General features: G+C 28.8%; 17 protein-coding genes and 1 pseudogene. 11 read left to right on the top strand and 7 right to left on the bottom strand.

The features are described 5' to 3' along the window. Positions 1 to 8 precede the first annotated feature (8 nt). The 3 genes from ACMHJW_RS05800 to lipA form a co-directional block, all read right to left on the bottom strand. Complete coding sequence (locus ACMHJW_RS05800; RefSeq protein ID WP_413532470.1) at positions 9 to 767, bottom strand: GLPGLI family protein; 759 nt, start codon at positions 765 to 767, stop codon at positions 9 to 11. Positions 768 to 779: 12 nt separating this feature from the next. Continuing rightward, positions 780 to 1,532 carry a GLPGLI family protein gene (locus ACMHJW_RS05795; protein ID WP_413532469.1) on the bottom strand — a complete coding sequence of 251 codons (753 nt, stop codon included), beginning with the start codon at positions 1,530 to 1,532 and terminating at the stop codon, positions 780 to 782. 89 nt (positions 1,533 to 1,621) lie between these two features. After that, a complete protein-coding gene (lipA, locus tag ACMHJW_RS05790) occupies positions 1,622 to 2,491 on the bottom strand; it encodes a lipoyl synthase (RefSeq protein ID WP_413532468.1) in 870 nt (289 codons plus the stop codon). Between the two features lie 173 nt (positions 2,492 to 2,664). Here lipA and ACMHJW_RS05785 point away from each other — a divergent pair, with 173 nt between their 5' ends. After that, the gene (locus ACMHJW_RS05785) at positions 2,665 to 3,144 is read left to right on the top strand and encodes a copper resistance protein NlpE (RefSeq protein WP_413532467.1); all 480 of its coding nucleotides are present in this window, start codon (positions 2,665 to 2,667) and stop codon (positions 3,142 to 3,144) included. Between the two features lie 38 nt (positions 3,145 to 3,182). Here the strand turns inward: ACMHJW_RS05785 and ACMHJW_RS05780 are convergent, their stop codons facing one another. Continuing rightward, entirely contained in the window at positions 3,183 to 3,692 is a 510-nt protein-coding gene (locus ACMHJW_RS05780; RefSeq protein ID WP_413532466.1) for a methylated-DNA--[protein]-cysteine S-methyltransferase, read from the bottom strand. Positions 3,693 to 3,777: 85 nt separating this feature from the next. On the opposite strand from ACMHJW_RS05780, the gene ACMHJW_RS05775 reads away from it, so the two are divergent. Further along, on the top strand, positions 3,778 to 4,230 hold the full coding sequence (locus ACMHJW_RS05775) for a copper resistance protein NlpE (RefSeq protein WP_413532465.1): 453 nt from the start codon (positions 3,778 to 3,780) through the stop codon (positions 4,228 to 4,230). Positions 4,231 to 4,276: 46 nt separating this feature from the next. Here the strand turns inward: ACMHJW_RS05775 and ACMHJW_RS05770 are convergent, their stop codons facing one another. The 3 genes from ACMHJW_RS05770 to ACMHJW_RS05760 form a co-directional block, all read right to left on the bottom strand. Continuing rightward, positions 4,277 to 4,681, bottom strand: a complete 405-nt coding sequence (locus ACMHJW_RS05770; protein ID WP_413532464.1) for an NUDIX hydrolase — start codon at positions 4,679 to 4,681, stop codon at positions 4,277 to 4,279. Between the two features lie 4 nt (positions 4,682 to 4,685). Beyond that, positions 4,686 to 5,699 carry a UDP-glucose 4-epimerase GalE gene (galE, locus tag ACMHJW_RS05765; protein ID WP_413532463.1) on the bottom strand — a complete coding sequence of 338 codons (1,014 nt, stop codon included), beginning with the start codon at positions 5,697 to 5,699 and terminating at the stop codon, positions 4,686 to 4,688. Positions 5,700 to 5,794: 95 nt separating this feature from the next. Then, positions 5,795 to 6,910 (bottom strand): DegT/DnrJ/EryC1/StrS family aminotransferase, encoded by a 1,116-nt coding sequence (locus ACMHJW_RS05760; protein WP_413532462.1) that lies wholly within the window; start codon positions 6,908 to 6,910, stop codon positions 5,795 to 5,797. A gap of 100 nt (positions 6,911 to 7,010) precedes the next feature. Between ACMHJW_RS05760 and ACMHJW_RS05755 the strand changes: the two genes are divergently transcribed. The 9 genes and pseudogenes from ACMHJW_RS05755 (at position 7,011) to ACMHJW_RS05715 (ending at position 17,708) form a co-directional block, all read left to right on the top strand. Next, on the top strand, positions 7,011 to 8,261 hold the full coding sequence (locus ACMHJW_RS05755) for a 3-deoxy-D-manno-octulosonic acid transferase (protein WP_413532461.1): 1,251 nt from the start codon (positions 7,011 to 7,013) through the stop codon (positions 8,259 to 8,261). A gap of 153 nt (positions 8,262 to 8,414) precedes the next feature. Beyond that, positions 8,415 to 8,657, top strand: a complete 243-nt coding sequence (locus tag ACMHJW_RS05750) for a hypothetical protein (protein WP_413532460.1) — start codon at positions 8,415 to 8,417, stop codon at positions 8,655 to 8,657. After that, positions 8,549 to 9,031 (top strand): annotated as a pseudogene (locus ACMHJW_RS05745) (porin family protein); the annotation flags it as partial. The gene ACMHJW_RS05750 and the pseudogene ACMHJW_RS05745, both read left to right, overlap by 109 nt. 134 nt (positions 9,032 to 9,165) lie before the next feature. Next, entirely contained in the window at positions 9,166 to 9,543 is a 378-nt protein-coding gene (locus ACMHJW_RS05740; protein WP_413532459.1) for a BlaI/MecI/CopY family transcriptional regulator, read from the top strand. Positions 9,544 to 9,627: 84 nt separating this feature from the next. Then, positions 9,628 to 11,334 carry a M56 family metallopeptidase gene (locus ACMHJW_RS05735; RefSeq protein ID WP_413532458.1) on the top strand — a complete coding sequence of 569 codons (1,707 nt, stop codon included), beginning with the start codon at positions 9,628 to 9,630 and terminating at the stop codon, positions 11,332 to 11,334. 312 nt (positions 11,335 to 11,646) lie between these two features. After that, the gene (locus tag ACMHJW_RS05730; RefSeq protein WP_413532457.1) at positions 11,647 to 12,237 is read left to right on the top strand and encodes an outer membrane beta-barrel protein; all 591 of its coding nucleotides are present in this window, start codon (positions 11,647 to 11,649) and stop codon (positions 12,235 to 12,237) included. 131 nt (positions 12,238 to 12,368) lie between these two features. Next, positions 12,369 to 15,479, top strand: coding sequence for a UvrD-helicase domain-containing protein (locus tag ACMHJW_RS05725; RefSeq protein ID WP_413532456.1), 3,111 nt, complete (start codon positions 12,369 to 12,371; stop codon positions 15,477 to 15,479). Further along, positions 15,479 to 17,287 carry an excinuclease ABC subunit UvrC gene (uvrC, locus tag ACMHJW_RS05720; RefSeq protein WP_413532455.1) on the top strand — a complete coding sequence of 603 codons (1,809 nt, stop codon included), beginning with the start codon at positions 15,479 to 15,481 and terminating at the stop codon, positions 17,285 to 17,287. The genes ACMHJW_RS05725 and uvrC overlap by 1 nt, the downstream gene beginning before the upstream one ends. Beyond that, positions 17,268 to 17,708, top strand: a complete 441-nt coding sequence (locus tag ACMHJW_RS05715; RefSeq protein WP_413532454.1) for a hypothetical protein — start codon at positions 17,268 to 17,270, stop codon at positions 17,706 to 17,708. Before uvrC ends, ACMHJW_RS05715 begins: the two co-directional genes overlap by 20 nt. Positions 17,709 to 17,834 lie beyond the last annotated feature (126 nt).

Below are 17,834 nucleotides of genomic sequence, written 5' to 3'. Positions count from 1 at the left end.
TTAGTTTTTTATTTATCAACTCCTTCGTCATACGTTTTATTAAAAACTTCATTAGCTTCATCCCAAATCTTATCTACCTGATTATTTTTTATTTGTTCACCTTTTGTAGGAAAAATTATCTTAGGCGATTTTTTCAATTCTTTTTTACTTATCGCTAGCCAAGAATTTATCATTTCACTTTCGTCATTTTTCATTTTGTAATGCAATTCTAGCACAAACCCTTTTTTAGTAAAATAGATATCTGGCGTGTATAAATAAGGAATATCTTTTGTATACCAAATTATTATGTCTATATCATCTTTCTTTCCTATAGCTTCATAAGTGTCAAATCCTATTATTTTTTTCTTGTTTCCTGTATCTACTAAATCAATTTCTATCAAATCATCTTTGACTAAATATTTTTTACCATGAACATCCATTTCATACATAAATTGATTGTTTTGATAATTACTTATCAAATCTCCATTGATATTATATGGTAACTTTTTTACTTTAATATTTTCAACTGTTTGGCTATTCGAAATTCTTGGCTGATTAACCATTTTGCTTGAAATCTCATTGTAAATAAATTTGAATTGTTCCTTTGGAGGATTACTATTCAGTTCTATTATAGTTTGTAATTCATTTGGACTATCAACCCATTCTTCCCAAACTTTGATTCCTTTTTCATTATAATAAGTCTGAACATGAGTTTCGTATGTTATTTCATAAAATTGTGCATTTGCAAAACTTGAAATTAAGATGATTAGTGCAATTAGGTTTTTCATATTTTAGGTTTTTTATTTATCAACTCCTTGATTGTTTGCTTCATCTCTTTTATGATCAAAATCCTCCCAAATTTTGTCTAATTCACTCAACGATACTTTGCTCCCTTTTGTTGGAATAATAAATTTATACTTCGATTTTTCTTTAATTGAATTTGCTTTATAAATTCCAAAATATTTTCCCATTTCATCTTCGTAAGTAATTTCAAGATCAAGAACTAAACCGCCAGGACTTTTGAAATTAATCAACATCAAATCTGTTTTTAATTCAGGAATAAACCAAGCTACAAAAATTCTATTATCAAAATTTGCTGTTGCTTTTTGTGCTCTGTAGCCAAGAATTTCTTTTGATTCGTTTGTAATCTTCCAATCCAAATCATTTATTTTATCATAAACAATATATTTTTTACCATAAACATCTTGTTGCATTAATGTTTCTTGTTTATAAATATTAAAATAAGTTGTTCCAAAATACATATATGGCGCAGTTTTCTTGATAGAAATAATTTGTCCTTGAGCATTTTGCACTTTTGGCAATTCGATAGAATTGGCTTCTCCGTTATTAAAAATAAATTTAAAGTCTAAAGCTTTTGGGTTTTCATTTTGATCAATATTTTCTTTTTTAACTTCAGGATCTTTGATCTCTTTATAAATTTCTAAGCCTTTTTCGTTGTATTTTGTTTTTATTTGAGTTTCGTATTCAACTTCATAAAATTGTGCATTTGCAAAACTTGAAATTAAGATAATTAGTGCAATTAGTTTTTTCATATTAGATTGATTTGATTTTAAATATAACAAAAAAAGAGACACAACTAAGTTGTATCTCTTTTTAAAATATTATGATTGAATAATCTAAATTATAAAATATGTTTTTCCGCATGATAAGAAGAACGAACCAATGGTCCTGATTCTACATGACGGAAACCTAATCCTCGAGCAAAATCTTCGTATTTCTTAAATTGTTCTGGCGTAATGAATTCTTGTAAAGGCAAATGTTTTTTTGTTGGTTGTAAATATTGTCCAATTGTAATAACATCTACTTTTGCATCAGCAACTTCTTGAATTGTTTCAAAAACCTCATCTTCAAATTCTCCTAATCCAAGCATAATTCCTGTTTTTGTTCTACGTTGACCAGCTTCTTTCGCGTAACGTAAAACTTCCAAAGAACGATCATATTTCGCCTGAATACGAACTTCGCGAGTTAAACGACGAACAGTTTCCATATTATGAGAAAGTACTTCTGGTGCAGCTTCTACTAAACGATCGATATGTTTTTCTACTCCTTGAAAATCTGGAATTAATGTTTCCATTGTTGTACCAGGACTTATTCTACGAACAGCATGTATTGTTTCTGCCCAAATAATAGAGCCCATATCTTTTAAATCATCACGGTCAACAGAAGTTAAAACCGCATGTTTAATCTTCATTAATTTTATTGAACGTGCAACTTTTTCTGGTTCTGCCCAATCTACTTGCTCTGGACGGCCAGTTTTCACCCCACAAAAACCACAAGAACGTGTACAAACATTCCCCAAAATCATAAATGTTGCAGTACCTTCTCCCCAACATTCACCCATATTTGGACAACTACCACTTTGACAAATGGTATTCAATTTATATTTATCAACTAAACCTCTTAATTCTCGATGTTTCTTTCCTGTTGGTAACTTAACACGTAACCATTCAGGTTTTTTTACTCTTCCATCTGGTAATAGCTCAACACTCATACATTACTTTTCTGATTGGCTAATTTACAAAGATTTTTTGGAAGATTTTATATTCAGAACAGTAGATTAAATTTTCAAAAAAAAGCTAAAAAAACAATTATTAACATTTATTGGAATACTATTTGATTTTGGAGCGTACATAAATCATTAAATAAATTAAAAAACCTAACTCAATGAAAAAATTAATAATGGCAATCTCTTTCACTAGTTTAATCATCTTTAGCTGTGAATCTAAAAAAGAACAAAGCATTAACAATACAGAAGAAATAATAGTTGATTCTTCTACAGTAAATGTTCCTAAAGATAGTTTAACTACTAATATTGACGAACATAATTCTAAAACATCTGTAGATTGGGTTGGTACCTATGAAGGTGTTTTACCTTGTGCTGATTGCGAAGGAATAAAAACAACTTTAACTATCAATAAAGATGAAACGTATACTTTATCTCAAGAATATTTAAACAAAAATTTAAAATTAGAAGACAAAGGGACTTTTGAATGGACTAAAGATGGTGGATCTATTAAAATCTCAACCAAAGATAATGGTATTTACAATTACAAAGTTGGCGAAAACCAAATATTCTCTTTAGATCAGGAAGGAAAAGAAATTACAGGTTCTCTTGCTGAAAAATATATTTTGAAGAAAAAATAATTCAATAAAAAATCCCGATACTTTTCGGGATTTTTATTTTAAAATAAATTTAATTGCTTCGATTCTAATTCTAATAAATATTGTTTTCGTTTTTTTCCTCCAGCATATCCTGTTAAAGAACCATTAGAACCAATAACTCGATGACAAGGAATTACAATTGCAATTTTATTTTTCCCATTTGCATTTGCTACAGCTCTTATTGCTAAAACATCTCCAACAGCGATTGATTGTTCTTTGTACGATCTTGTTTCTCCGAATGGAATTTTAATTAATTCTTTCCAAACTTTTTTCTGAAAATCTGTTCCAATCAAATCCAATGGAATTGTAAATTCTTTTAAATTTCCTGCGAAATAATTATTTAATTCAATTTCTAGACGATTTAGAATTTCATCATCTTCTTTTTCCAAAATTTCACCCAAATTTTCTATTTCTTTGAGTTGTTTTTCGGTTGATTTTCCATCAAAAAACTCTAACATACAAAGTCCTTTTTCTGTCTTTATTGCAAGCATTTCTCCAAGAGGAGTTTGTATTTTTTTTGAATGAAACATTTTATCAAATTTTAATTGAAAGTTAAACAAATATAGTCGTAATTTGGTACTAAATTTGTTGTTAAAAAAATCATAAAATTAATTTATGAAAAAATCTATTTTCGCGAGTGTTTTCGCCTCATTTATTATATTTTCTTGTCAATCAAAAGGTGTTCAACAAGAACAAAAAAATACAGATGCTTCTAAAGAAATTACAGAAGCTGTAAAAAAGGAACATAATTCTATGAATTCGTTGGATTGGGTTGGAAAATACGAAGGAACTTTGCCTTGCGCTGATTGCGAAGGAATAAAATATATTGTTGAATTGAAAAAAGATGGAAACTTTTTTATTGAGCAAGAATATTTAGGAAAAGAAACGGTTTATCAAGACGAAGGTTTTTATAAATGGGATGCTTCTGGAAATATTTTACATTTAAACTCGAATGTAAGTCCATTAGTTTTGAAAGTTGAGGAAAATAGATTGAAAGTTTTGGATCAACAAGGAAAAGAAATCAGTGGAAACTTGAAAGAGAAATACATCTTGAAAAAATTAAAATAATCGATATTTAAAAAGTCCAATAATAGAATTATTGGACTTTTTTTATTTAATGAATTAATTGATTTTTCTTGAGTTCTTCATAAACTTTGACTACTCCAATTACTTGAATTTCTTCTTGCAAATATTCTTCGTAACTAAAATAATTTGCAGCTTCAATTTCGTTTGATGGTTTTATACCTTCTTTCAAATCATATAAAAAGCAATCTTGTTCCATTAAAAGATTTTGTTCTCCATAAGCTTCAGCTGTTATATGACAGAAAAAATTTAATTTATTTTCTTCTAAATCCACATTTAATTCTTCTTTTATTTCTCGAATCAAAGCAGATTTTGAATTTTCATCTTGGTCAATTTTTCCTCCAGGTAAATACCATGCTTTTTTATTTTTACTAAATGTCAAAAGCAATTTATTATTCTTAATAACTAATAAACCTGCTGTTGGTAACTGAATCATGATTTTATTTTTCTAAACTTTTTTGCCATTCCCAAGCTGTACGCATACTTTCTGCTAATTGAATTTCTGGTTTCCAGCCTAATTCTTTTTCTGCGAATGAATTATCTGCATACGCTTCGACAATATCTCCTGCTCGACGTTCTTTTATTTGATAATTTAATTTTAGATCATTGGCTTGCTCAAATGCATTTACAATTTCCAATACTGTAGATCCAGTTCCTGTACCAAGATTAAAAAACTCTAATTTCTTTTTATTTTTTTTCTCGATTAATCTTGTTACTGCTTTTACATGCGCATCAGCCAAATCATTTACATCAATATAATCGCGAATGGCAGTTCCGTCACGTGTTGGATAATCATCACCCCAAACTGATAGAGCTTCTCTAATTCCAGCCGCTGTTTGTGTAACATATGGAATTAAATTATTTGGAATTCCTTTTGGTAATTCTCCTATTCTAGCTGTTGGATGTGCTCCTACTGGATTGAAATAACGTAAACAAATCACATTTTTATCAAAAGCAGATGAAAAATCTTCTAAAATTTCCTCTCCCATTTGTTTAGTTTTTCCATATGGAGATTCTGGTTTCTTTAAAGGTGTTTGTTCATCAATTGGCATTTTGTCTGCTTGTCCATAAACTGTACAAGAAGAACTAAAAATAATGTTATCTGCATCAAAATCTTTCATTGCATCTAAAAGATTGATTAAACCTAAAAGATTATTACGATAATACATTAATGGTTTTTCGACAGATTCCCCCACTGCTTTGTGAGCTGCAAAATTGATAATTCCATCTATTTTATTTGTCTTAAAAAATTCATTTACTTTTTCTTGATTTTTTAAATCAATTTCAAAATAAGTGGGTTTTATATTTGTAATAGAAGTAATACGATCTAAGACACCAATTTCTGTATTCGATAAATCGTCTATAATTACAACTTCATAACCTGCTTTTTGTAGAGCAACAACTGTATGTGAGCCAATGTAGCCCAAACCGCCAGTTACTAATATTTTACTCATTTTAATTTTTAGTTTTTATAGTGATTTCAAATTTAGTAAAATAAAAAAAGCTTCTGAAACAAATCAGAAGCTTTTTAGGTTATTTCTATGATAAATTATTTTCCAAAAAATTCACGTACAGCTGATGTAATATAAGCCAATTGCTCTTCATCTAATTCTGTATGCATTGGTAAAGATATAACTTCTTCTACCAGTTTATTTGTATTTGGGAAATCTGCATCGTTATAATGTCCATTATCATACGCTACTTGTTTACGTAAAGGAACTGGATAATAAATCATTGCAGGAATTTCTTTTTCTGTTAAGAAAGCTTGCAATTCGTTACGTTTTCCATTTGTAACACGTAATGTATATTGATGAAAAACATGCGTAGTATCTTCTCCTTTTGTTGGAGTTAACAAAGCATCAATATCTTTAAAAGCTTCTGTATAATATGCCGCCGCTTTATTACGAGCCGCGTTATAATCATTTAACAATGGTAATTTTCGACGTAAAACCGCTGCTTGAACAGAATCTAAACGAGAATTAACTCCTACTTCGTCATGATAATAACGCTTATACATTCCGTGATTTACAATTCCACGTAAACGATGTGCAATATCATCATCATTTGTAAAAATTGCACCACCATCACCATAACAACCTAAGTTTTTAGAAGGAAAGAAAGATGTACAACCAATATGTCCAATTGTTCCAGCTTTTTGTCCTTTGTAATCAGCTCCAATAGCTTGTGCAGTATCTTCTATAACATATAAATTATGTTCTTTTGCGATTGTCATAACCTCATCCATATTCGCACATTGTCCGAATAAATGGACTGGAATAATCGCTTTCGTTTTTGGTGTAATTGCAGCTTTTAACTTTTCTGTGTCAATTGTAAAAGTATCATAATCAACATCAACTAATACAGAATTTAATTTTAATAAATCAATTACTTCAACTGTAGCTGCAAATGTAAAATCGGCTGTGATGACCTCATCTCCTGGCTCTAAACCTAAAGACATTAAAGCAATTTGCAAAGCATCTGTTCCATTTCCACAAGGAATAACATGTTTTACGTTAAGATACTCTTGTAATTCTGTTTCAAATTGTTTCACTTCAGGACCATTAATGAAAGCAGCAGAATCTAACACATTCATAATTGCTGCATCAACGTCACCTTTTATTTTTTGATATTGACTTTGTAAGTCAACCATTTGTATTTTTTTCATATCTTAATGAATCTTTCAAAATCTACAACTTAAAAAAGTTGTTATTATTACAACAAATGTACAAAAAAAGCTAATTCTAAATTTTTAACTTTGCAACATTGTGCAAGGATTTTATAACACATCGATTAAGGCGTACGGAATGGCGCTAAAATTGGCCTCAAATTTTAATAAAAAAGCAAAACTTTGGGTAGATGGAAGAAAAAATTGGGAAGAAAAAATAGCTTCTAAAATCTCTAACACGGATAAAGTTTTGTGGATACATTGTTCATCTCTAGGCGAGTTTGAACAAGGTCGACCTGTAATTGAAGCATTGAAAGAAAAATATCCAACACACAAAATAGCCGTTTCTTTCTTTTCTCCTTCGGGCTATGAAATCAGAAAAAATTATCAAGGTGCAGATTTAATTTTTTATTTGCCTTTGGACACAAAATCAAATGCTGAAAAATTAATAAAAGTTCTTCATCCAGAAATTTTAATTTTGGTGAAATACGAATATTGGTTCAATTTAATTACAGCTTTGCATCAGCACAACATTCCTACAATTGTAGTTTCAGCAATCTTTAGAGAAAGTCAAAACTTTTTTAAGAATAATGGAAATAACTGGTTTGCTAAAAAATTAAACTTAATCAATCATTTTTTTGTACAAAATCAACAATCAAAAGATTTATTAGATAACATACATATTTCGCAAAGCACAATTGCAGGCGATACTCGTTTTGATCGTGTAAAACAAATTATTCATCAAGATAATCAGTTAAATTTTATGGATCATTTCAAAGCTGATTCTAAACTAATTGTTGTCGGAAGTTCTTGGCCAAAGGACGAAGAATTATTTGTTGAATTAATCAATCAAAAACTAAATGAGAATTGGAAAATTCTTTTTGCTCCGCATAATTTGAATGAAGCAGAAATCAATTCTTTTCTAACTAAAATTAATCAAAAAGCAATTAAATATTCAGATTTAGAAAAAACGAATAATCAAATGCTAAATGATTCGAAAGTTTTCATTCTAAATACAATCGGAATTTTATCAAAAGTCTATGTCTATGCAGATATTACGTATATTGGCGGAGGTTTTGGCGCTGGGATTCATAATACATTAGAAGCTGTAACATTTGGAAACCCTGTGGTTTTTGGACCTAAATACAAGAAATTTCAAGAAGCTGTTGATTTAATTGAGATTGGCGGAGGATTTTCAATTTCTAATCAAAACAATTTTAATGAAATCATGAATCGTTTGATGAATGACGAAAAGTTCAGAAAAGAAAGTGGTAAAAAAGCAGGAGATTTCGTTCAAAATTCTCCAAATGCAACCAAAATAATTTTAGATTATTTGAATCAAATACTATAAATTCTGATGATTTTATCACTTTTTAACAAAAAAGGCATAAAAATTGTGAATCGAAAGCATTATTGATTTTTTCAAAACAAATCAATCTTATCTATGAATAAAACTTTACTTTTGAATTAAATACAAAATAACTCAGACTCAAGTAATAAAAAAATGAAGAAACTAATCTTAGGAATAGCACTTTTTGGTGGATTAAGTGCAGCAAACGCGCAAATTGATTTAGGAGTAAAGGAGGACTTAACTTCCCAACTTTATCTGGTGATTCTAGAAAATTATATGATGATCAAACAAAATTCAGAACAGATTATTATGTTGGTGGTTATGCCAATTACAAAATCACTGATCAAATTAGTTTTCAACCAGAACTTTTATATTCAAAACAAGGTGCTGGATTAAAAACAACTGATAATTCTAAAGCCAAAATCGTAACTCACAATATTAATATTCCTTTGATGGGTCGTTATGAGATTATGGATGGTTTAAATGTTGAATTTGGTCCACAATTAGGATTTTTAGTTTCTGCAAAAGCAAAAATTGAAGAAGGAAAAACAGATACGAAAGTAAAAGTTACAGATAACTTCAAAACATTTGATTTCGGCCTAAACTTCGGTGCTGGATACAAAATCACTGATGAATTGGAAATCAATGCTCGTTTTACAAAAGGATTATCAAACATTAATAATGTTTTTCCACAAGGAATGAATGATAACTACAAAATTACCAATACTTACTTTAGCATTGGTGTCGCTTACAAATTGACAGAAATGTAATTATCATCACACATAAAATATTGAAGGAGCTTTTTGCTCCTTTTTTTGTATCTGATTGTTAAATATTTGTAAAACAACTTTCTAAATTTAAATTATATTCTATATTTGTAGTAACAGAAAATATAATTGTAGATATGAAAGCAAAATTATCAAGAAGAGAAGAAGAAGTAATGGAAGTCATTTGGAGCGGAAAACAAGTTTTTGCAAAAGATATTATAGATTCTTACGACGATCCAAAACCTGCAAATACGACAATTTCTACTTTATTAAAAAGAATGCATGACAAAGGATATATTGATTACGAACAAATGGGAAATTCGCGCAGATATTTCGCTTTGGTAAAAAAAGATGATTATTTTTCGAAAGAAGTAAAAGGAATGATTTCAAATTTCTTTAATAATTCAACTTCTCAATTTGCATCATTTTTTGCGAAATCTAACAATATGTCTGTCGAAGAATTGGAAAAATTACGCGATATAATCGATAATGAAATAGATCGTAAAAAGAAATAGCCTATGATTGCTTTTTTTATAAAATTTATACTTTGTTCTGGATTTTTATATTCTTTTTATAAACTTTTTCTAGAACGCGAAAGCATGTATAAAATCAACCGATTTTATCTACTTTTTTCATTGATATTTTCTTTGATTGCACCATTGTACAAAATCGATTTGCCAATTACAGCCAATGAAACTAATATTTCGCCAGAACTCTTAGCTTTCTTGATGCAAAATCCCGAATTATTTCAAACCCAAAAAAGAATTAATTTCGGAGATATTTTAATGTTCAGTTATATCATAATTTCACTTCTGCTTCTTATAAGATTTGTGTATAATCTATACGAACTGATGTTTAAAATAAAAACTGAAGAAAAAATTAGTGATCATAGAATCACATACATTCTCGATTTAGAAGCAAACCAACCTTATAGTTTTTGGAAATATATTTTTATTCCCAAAAAACAATTACAAAACTTACATCAGAACTTAATTAATCACGAAAAAGCACATTGCATTCAAAAACATAGCATTGACATTCTTTTAATAGAAGTTTTTCAAATTCTATTTTGGTTCAATCCTTTCATTTATTTCTATAAAAAATCAATCAAATTAAATCATGAATTTTTAGCTGATGAATACGTTTTGAAAAGAAATTCTGATTTAAAAACATATCAACATCAAATTTTAGATTGTATCGCTACACAAAATCCATCAATGGTAGCAAGTAATTTCAATTTTATTTTAACCAAAAAACGCTTAATTATGATGACAAAAAATACTTCGAAACGAAAAGCAAAAATCTTATCTTTTGCATCGTTACCTTTTATGTTGAGTGCTTTTGTATTATTTAGCCAAAAATCTTTTGCACAAGAAGTTGAGAAAAAAGCTCAAAAAATAGAACAAGCATTAGAAAAACCTGTTCAATCGCAAGCTGAAGAAATATTTAGTCAAGCAGATAATATACAAGATTCTCTTCTTAAAACAAAGCAAACCAAAACAACTTCACCAATAGAAAAAGTTGTTACAAAAGAGGAATTAAAAAATATTTTGAAAAATAATCCACAAAATAAAATCACTTTGAACGATGCTGGAGATATTATTTTGAATGATTCGATCAAAATCAAAGATATTGTCATGAAAAAAAGTATGGTTCCAACCATTTTGTATGGAACGGATGGAAAAATTTTACAAAAAATTGATCCAAAAGAAATTGACAAAGTTTTTGTGAGAAAAAAAGAAGGTTTTATAGAAGTTATCAAAAAAGATTCAAGTGTTATCAAAATTTTTAACTCGGAGAATGATATTCCGAAAATTGATAAGAAAATAACGCAAGCTGAAATGCCAACATTAAAAAACAATATTGAATTCAAAAATAATGTTTCACTTTATACAGACCAAAATGGAGTTAAGCATAAAATTTCGACTTCTGAAATTGATAGAGTTTATTTAGAAAATCAATTAAAATCAAAAAGAATGGATAATGGTTATAGTCTAAGTTATTCAAAAAATAAAGGAATTGATAATACAGAAATAGAAAAACAAACTAAAAATCCGTGGGCAATTACAGTAGAACCACATTCAGTAAGAGAAGTAATGAAATTTAAAGTTGATCCTAAAAATCCAGAAATACAAAAATTAGGTACTTTTACTGTAAAAACATTTTATTCTGAAGATCCTAAAGAAATGAGTAAATATCTTGAAGAGAAAAAGAAAGAACTTGAATTACAAGAAAAAAATACTAAACAAATGCTAAAAAAAATTGAAAAAAGGCAAAAGGAACTAAAAAAAGAAATTAAGAAATAATAAAAATTTTATAGTAGTTATAGCATTTTCAAAAAAGGAAACTCGTTCGGGCTTCCTTTTTTTTATAATTCTATACAATAAAAAAAAGAATTAAAGAAATCATAATCCATAATTTAAAACATATATTAATCTATAATTTTAATTGAATCAAAATTAGGTTCATACTTTCAATAAGACTTATTCAATAATTCATTGATACCCCATAATTTATACATTTTTAAATAAAAAAAACACTCAATTATCTGATTTTAATCATTTTATAAAATACACAATACTCCTTTATATTTACAAAATAATTTAATTATAATAGATATGAAAAAAATAGTTTTACTAGTTGCTACAGTATTTGCTTTCACAAATGCAAATGCTCAAGAAAATGAAGGTCTAAAAGGTAAATGGTTCTTAATGGGACAAGCAGGATACGGAACTTCTAATGATGGAGACACACAAAATTACAGTATTTTACCAGCAGTAGGTCATTTCATTTCTCCAAGTGTTGCTGTAGGAGGAGCTATTGGATATGTAGGAAGCAAAGATGACACAAGTTCAACAGTTACAACAAAAGGAAATAAATTTATTGTTCAACCTTTAGTTAGAAAATATTGGGGAGTAAACGATAAATTATTCATTTTCGGACAAGCTTCAGTTCCTCTTTTATTTGGTAAAAATACTTATGAAACTGTAGGTTATGAAACAGATATTAAATATACAGGATATGGAATCGAAATCGCTCCAGGTTTAGATTACTTTTTATCATCTAACTGGTCAATAGAAACTTCTTTCGGACTTGCTTCTTGGAATGCTATAAAGCCTAAGGACGGCGATGCAACAAATGATTTTAATTTTGGATTGAATTCAGGAGTATTAGGAGGTGTAAAAATTGGAGTAAAATATATTTTCTAATTAAAAAGATTATACTTTTTCTATACATTTCAAAGGAAGCTCGATTGGGCTTCCTTTTTTATACGTCATGTTTTGGCATTCTGATTTTCTATTTTTGAGAAGATTGTTTAACTTTCCTAAAAATTCAGAATTTGTTACAAGCAGGCGATTTCAAAATTTACAATGCTTCAGCTGGAGCAGGTAAAACCTACACTTTGGTAAAAGAATTTCTTTCGTTATTATTAACGAATGAAAGTGATTATCATTTCGAGCATATTTTAGCCATTACATTTACCAACAAAGCTGCCGGTGAAATGAAAGAGCGTATCATCGAAACCTTAGAAGAAATTGCTAAAAATCCGAAACCAAAAGAAGATCCTTACATTCTCGAATTAGCTTCGGAATTGAATTTGAAACCAGAAATAATCAAGACGAAAGCATACAATATTTTGATTGCTATTCTTCATAATTATTCAAAATTCTCAATTTCTACAATTGATAAATTCAATCTTCGATTAATGAAATCTTTTGCGCAAGATTTGGGCTTATCCATGAATTTTGATGTCGAAATGAATACCAACGAAATCATTAATGAATCGGTTGATTTATTGTATTCTAAAATTGGAGAAGACGAAAAGCTAACGCAAACAATGATTAAAATTGCGTTGGATAATATGGACGAAAATAAATCGTGGGATATTCGCAAAACACTTTCTTCTGACACTTCTGACATTTCTAATGATCGTCATTTACAAGATTTAGAAAAATTGAAAAATATTTCGTTAGACGAATTTATTCGTTATCGAAAAGTTATTTTCAATGATATAAAAACATTGAAAGATGGATTGATTACAATTGGAAATGAATTTTTCGAATTGCTTGCAAATAATGGAATTTCAATCAATGAATTACCTGGGAAAAGTAGAGGAATTGGAGCTTTTTTCACAAAATTGAAAAACTTTGATGGTTTTGGATTGATTTTACCTACAGATGCTAATACAAAAGATATTTTAGAAGGTGGTTATCTTTCGAAAGTGAAAGACGCAACTGCCGAATCTCTTTTTCCTGCGATAAAAGATTTGTTCGAAAAAGCAGCAAATATCAATGATCACTTGCTTTTATTAACATCAATTCAAAAAAATATTTCATCAATTTCGTTGATTAATGAAGTTGAAAAATCATTAGATTCGATTAAAAAAGATTCAAATGTTTTATTGATAAATGAATTTAATACCATTATCAGTAAAAATCTGCAACAACAACCAGCCAACTTTATTTACGAGCGAATTGGTTCACGTTACAACCATTATTTTATTGATGAATTTCAAGATACTTCTACTTTACAATGGAATAATCTAAATCCATTAGTTGAAAATGCGCGCGCACAATCTGATACAATTATGTTGGTTGGCGATGCAAAACAATCTATTTATCGTTGGCGTGGAGGAAATCCTGCTCAAATGATAGATTTGATCGACCGAAAGGAAGAAGAAAATATTAAAGTTGAAGAATTAGAAAAAAATTGGCGAAGCCACGAAAATATCATTCAATTTAACAATGAATTGTATTCATTTATTGCTCCAAAACTTAATTTACCTAGTTTTCAGTATTTATATGAAATTGGAAATAAACAATTAACCAATCATCAAAAAGATGGTTTTGTCAAAATAAATTTTATCGAACAAGAAGGACGATCAAAAGATTTATTTAAAGAACAAAATTTGGAACTCGTGCTGAAAACAATTGAAGATTGCCGAGAAAATGGTTTCTCTTTAAACGATATTGCTATTTTGGTTCGTAGTAATGCACAAGGGATTTTATTAGCAAAATATTTGACCGAAAATAATCTAGTTGTTATTTCGAACGAAGCTTTATTATTAAAAAATTCATTCGAAATTCAATTAATCGAATATTTATTCAAAATCACATCAAATCCGCAAGACGAACAATCTAAAATTCGTTTTTTAATGGTTGCTTACGAATTAGAATTATTCAAAACAGATGATTTAACCATCACTGTTGAAAAAGCTCTAAAAGGAGATTTACCAAAGTTCATAAAATTAACCAAATCACTTGGAATTGATTTAGAATTTATTCAAGATCAAAATCTTTCTTTATACGATTTTACAGAAAAAGCAATCCGAACTTTAGATTTACAAGAACGTTCGCCAGCTTATATTTTAAGTTTTTTTGATGTTATTTTAGAATATTCATCAAAAAATGAATCAGATCTAAATTCTTTTCTTGAATTTTGGTCAACTATCAAAGATAAAGCAAGTATCAAAACGCCAAAAGGTGTTGATGCAATTCAGATTATGACGATTCATAAATCGAAAGGATTGGAATTTCCTGTTGTTATTTTACCTTTTTTAGATTGGCAAAGTAAGAATTCTAAAATTTGGATTCCTTTACAAAAAGATGAAGAAAATCCATTCGATACATTTTATGTTGGAATTAACAATGAATTAAAATCCATCAAAAATGAAGCAATAAAATCGAAAATTAACGAAGAAGAAAATCTTGTTCAATTGGATGAAATTAATACACTTTATGTTGCAACAACGCGTGCTAAAGAACAATTGTATATGATTTCCCAAAAACCAAAAGAATCTTCTCAATCAAAAAATATTGCAAATTATTTGCATGAATTTGTTTTCAGTAAAGGTTTTTCTGAGGATGAAATTGTCTTGAAAGGAACACCAAAAAGAATTTCAAAACCTAAAATACTAGAGAATTCTTCAGCTGAATTAAAAATTTATTCTTCCGATTGGAATACGCGTTTAGTGATAAATACAAATTCGGAAAAAGCACAAGAAAAATTAAAATTCACTGAATTCGGAAATACAGTTCACAACATTTTATCTCAAATTATAACGCAAAAAGATTTACCAAAAATCATTGAAAGTGAAAAACAGCGAGGAACAATTTCTACCGAAAATGTAGAACATCTACAAAAAACCTTGCAAAATTTATTACAAGATGCTAAATTAGTTCCATATTTTGCTGAAGGTTTAACTATTTTGAATGAACGCGATTTTATTGATGAAAATGGGCAAATTTTCAGAGCCGATCGTGTTGTAATTGATACAAAAAATAATTGTTCGATTATAGATTACAAAACTGGTCAACCAGATTTAGATCATCATTTTCAAGTAAATAGATATGCCGAATTTTTTAAAAATTTAGGTTATCATATTCAATCAAAAATTTTGATTTATATTGATGATGAACAGCAAAAAGTAAATGTTGTAGAGGTATTTTGATGAATGAAAATGTAAAATTAAAATTAGCGAGTTTACCCGAAACGCCTGGTGTTTATCAGTATTATAACAAAAAAGGAGATTTGCTATATATTGGTAAAGCAAAAAACCTGAAACGTCGTGTAACTTCTTATTTCAATAAACAACACGATTCTAAACGTTTGCGTGTTTTGGTAAGTAATATTAACAATATCGAAACGATAAACGTAAACTCTGAATACGATGCGCTGTTATTAGAAAATAATTTAATTAAAGAACATCAACCGAGATACAATATTCTTTTAAGAGACGACAAAACTTATCCTTGGATTTGCATTAAAAATGAACGATTTCCTCGTATTTTTTCGACTCGAAATGTAGTAAAAGATGGTTCTGAATATTTTGGACCATATTCTAACGGAAAATCGATGAAAGTTTTATTAGGTTTGATAAAAGAATTATATCAACTTAGAAATTGTTCGTATGATTTAAGCGAAAAAAATATTGAAAATCATAAATTCAAAGTTTGTTTAGAATATCATATCGGCAATTGTCTTGGTCCTTGCGAAGGCTATCAAACAGAAGAAGAATATAACGAGCAGATTTCGGCGATTCGCAATATTATCAAAGGAGAATTTAACGAAGCGAAACAATATTTAGTCGATAAAATGTCGAAATATGCATCTGATTTAAAATTTGAAAAAGCGCAAATAATTAAAGAAAAAATTGAAGCCCTACAGAATTATCAAGCCAGATCAACAATTGTTTCGCCAACAATTACCAATGTTGATGTTTTTTCGATTACTTCGGATGAAGAATATGCCTACGTTAATTTCATGAAAATATATCACGGAGCAATCATACAATCACATACAGAAGAATGGAAAAAGAAATTGGACGAAACGGATGCCGATTTATTAGAACGCGCAATTATTGTTTTCTCGGAAAGATTTAATCTAAATTCGAGAGAAATTTATGTTCCGTTTGAATTAAGTCTAGAAATTCCGAATCGAAAAATTACAGTTCCTAAAATTGGAGATAAAAAACATATTGTCGATTTATCTCTAAAAAACACTCGAATTTATCGTTTAGAACAACTCAAGCAAACAAAAATTGTTGATCCTGATCGTCATACAAATCGAATTATGAATCAGATGAAAGTTGATTTGCGTTTGCCCAAAGAACCACGACATATAGAAGGTTTTGACAACTCGAATATTCAAGGAACAAATCCAGTTTCGGCTTGTGTTGTGTTCAAAAATGGAAAACCAAGCAAAAAAGATTATCGTATATTCAATGTCAAAACTGTTGAAGGTCCAAACGATTTTGCAACAATGGAAGAAGTGATAGAAAGACGTTATTCGAGAGTTTTAGCAGAAGGTGAACCTTTGCCTCAATTGATATTGATTGATGGTGGAAAAGGACAATTAAGCTCAGCTTTAAAATCAATTGATCGTTTAGGCTTACGCGGAAAAGTTTCTGTGATTGGGATTGCAAAACGGTTAGAAGAAATTTATTATCCTGATGATCCTTATCCTTTATACTTGGATAAAAATTCTGAAACCTTAAAAGTTCTTCAACATGTTCGTGATGAATCTCACCGATTTGGAATTACGCGTCATCGAAATCGTCGAAGTAAAAATGCATATAAATCAGCTTTAGAAGAAATTGAAGGAATCGGCCCGCAAACAATTAAAGAATTATTAACAAAATTTAAATCGGTTGAACGAATAAAAAATGCATCTTTGTTAGAATTAACCGATTGTATAGGAAAATCTAAAGCAAAAAAAATAAAAGATTATTTTTCGAATGATGAAAAATCTATTAATTGACAGAGATTTAACATCTCTTTTGAACAATCCAAAATTACAAGCTATTTTGGCTATTGTTCCACTCACTTTATTTATACTTGGCTTATTGAGTTATTTTGGAATTTTTTATTCAATGTTTAGCACAATCGATGCTCAACTTGGCCATATAGGAAGTTCTAAATCACTTTTAAGTGCGTTATTAGGGAACCTCATTATTTTTATCTTTTTGGTATTGATGAGTTTTTTCACAGGAGTTATCTCTTTTGTCTATTTCATTGTACATGCGCTTAAGAACCCAAATTTGATAAAAAGTGATGAACGTTTAGTTTGGATTACAATCATTATTTTTGGAAACGGAATCGGAATTTTTGTTTATTGGTTATCACAAATTAAACGAAAATCGCCTCGTCCAATGATAGATTTGTACACAGACGATATTTAAAAACACAAACTGCTTTATGATTTTTCATAAAGCAGTTTTTTTATGTTATTTTAAAATTTAAATCTCTTTGAATGAAATCCAATTATTACGAAATAATGAAAATTTCAAAAGTAAAAAAATCAAAAA

The organism is Empedobacter brevis (genome assembly GCF_965118635.1).
In the GTDB taxonomy this organism is placed as follows: domain Bacteria; phylum Bacteroidota; class Bacteroidia; order Flavobacteriales; family Weeksellaceae; genus Empedobacter; species Empedobacter brevis_A.
This window is presented reverse-complemented; position numbering and strand designations above follow the sequence as displayed.

What these genes read in the sequence shown, in the direction of transcription:
- ACMHJW_RS05770 (WP_413532464.1), bottom strand. Translation starts at nt 4,681, where the DNA reads ATGATTCAGTTACCAACAGCAGGTTTATTAGTTATTAAGAATAATAAA.
- ACMHJW_RS05795 (WP_413532469.1), bottom strand. Translation starts at nt 1,532, where the DNA reads ATGAAAAAACTAATTGCACTAATTATCTTAATTTCAAGTTTTGCAAAT.
- ACMHJW_RS05730 (WP_413532457.1), top strand. Translation starts at nt 11,647, where the DNA reads ATGAAAAAAATAGTTTTACTAGTTGCTACAGTATTTGCTTTCACAAAT.
- ACMHJW_RS05735 (WP_413532458.1), top strand. Translation starts at nt 9,628, where the DNA reads ATGTATAAAATCAACCGATTTTATCTACTTTTTTCATTGATATTTTCT.
- ACMHJW_RS05760 (WP_413532462.1), bottom strand. Translation starts at nt 6,910, where the DNA reads ATGAAAAAAATACAAATGGTTGACTTACAAAGTCAATATCAAAAAATA.
- ACMHJW_RS05750 (WP_413532460.1), top strand. Translation starts at nt 8,415, where the DNA reads ATGAAGAAACTAATCTTAGGAATAGCACTTTTTGGTGGATTAAGTGCA.
- ACMHJW_RS05715 (WP_413532454.1), top strand. Translation starts at nt 17,268, where the DNA reads ATGAAAAATCTATTAATTGACAGAGATTTAACATCTCTTTTGAACAAT.
- ACMHJW_RS05800 (WP_413532470.1), bottom strand. Translation starts at nt 767, where the DNA reads ATGAAAAACCTAATTGCACTAATCATCTTAATTTCAAGTTTTGCAAAT.
- galE (WP_413532463.1), bottom strand. Translation starts at nt 5,699, where the DNA reads ATGAGTAAAATATTAGTAACTGGCGGTTTGGGCTACATTGGCTCACAT.
- ACMHJW_RS05740 (WP_413532459.1), top strand. Translation starts at nt 9,166, where the DNA reads ATGAAAGCAAAATTATCAAGAAGAGAAGAAGAAGTAATGGAAGTCATT.
- lipA (WP_413532468.1), bottom strand. Translation starts at nt 2,491, where the DNA reads ATGAGTGTTGAGCTATTACCAGATGGAAGAGTAAAAAAACCTGAATGG.
- uvrC (WP_413532455.1), top strand. Translation starts at nt 15,479, where the DNA reads ATGAATGAAAATGTAAAATTAAAATTAGCGAGTTTACCCGAAACGCCT.
- ACMHJW_RS05775 (WP_413532465.1), top strand. Translation starts at nt 3,778, where the DNA reads ATGAAAAAATCTATTTTCGCGAGTGTTTTCGCCTCATTTATTATATTT.
- ACMHJW_RS05780 (WP_413532466.1), bottom strand. Translation starts at nt 3,692, where the DNA reads ATGTTTCATTCAAAAAAAATACAAACTCCTCTTGGAGAAATGCTTGCA.
- ACMHJW_RS05785 (WP_413532467.1), top strand. Translation starts at nt 2,665, where the DNA reads ATGAAAAAATTAATAATGGCAATCTCTTTCACTAGTTTAATCATCTTT.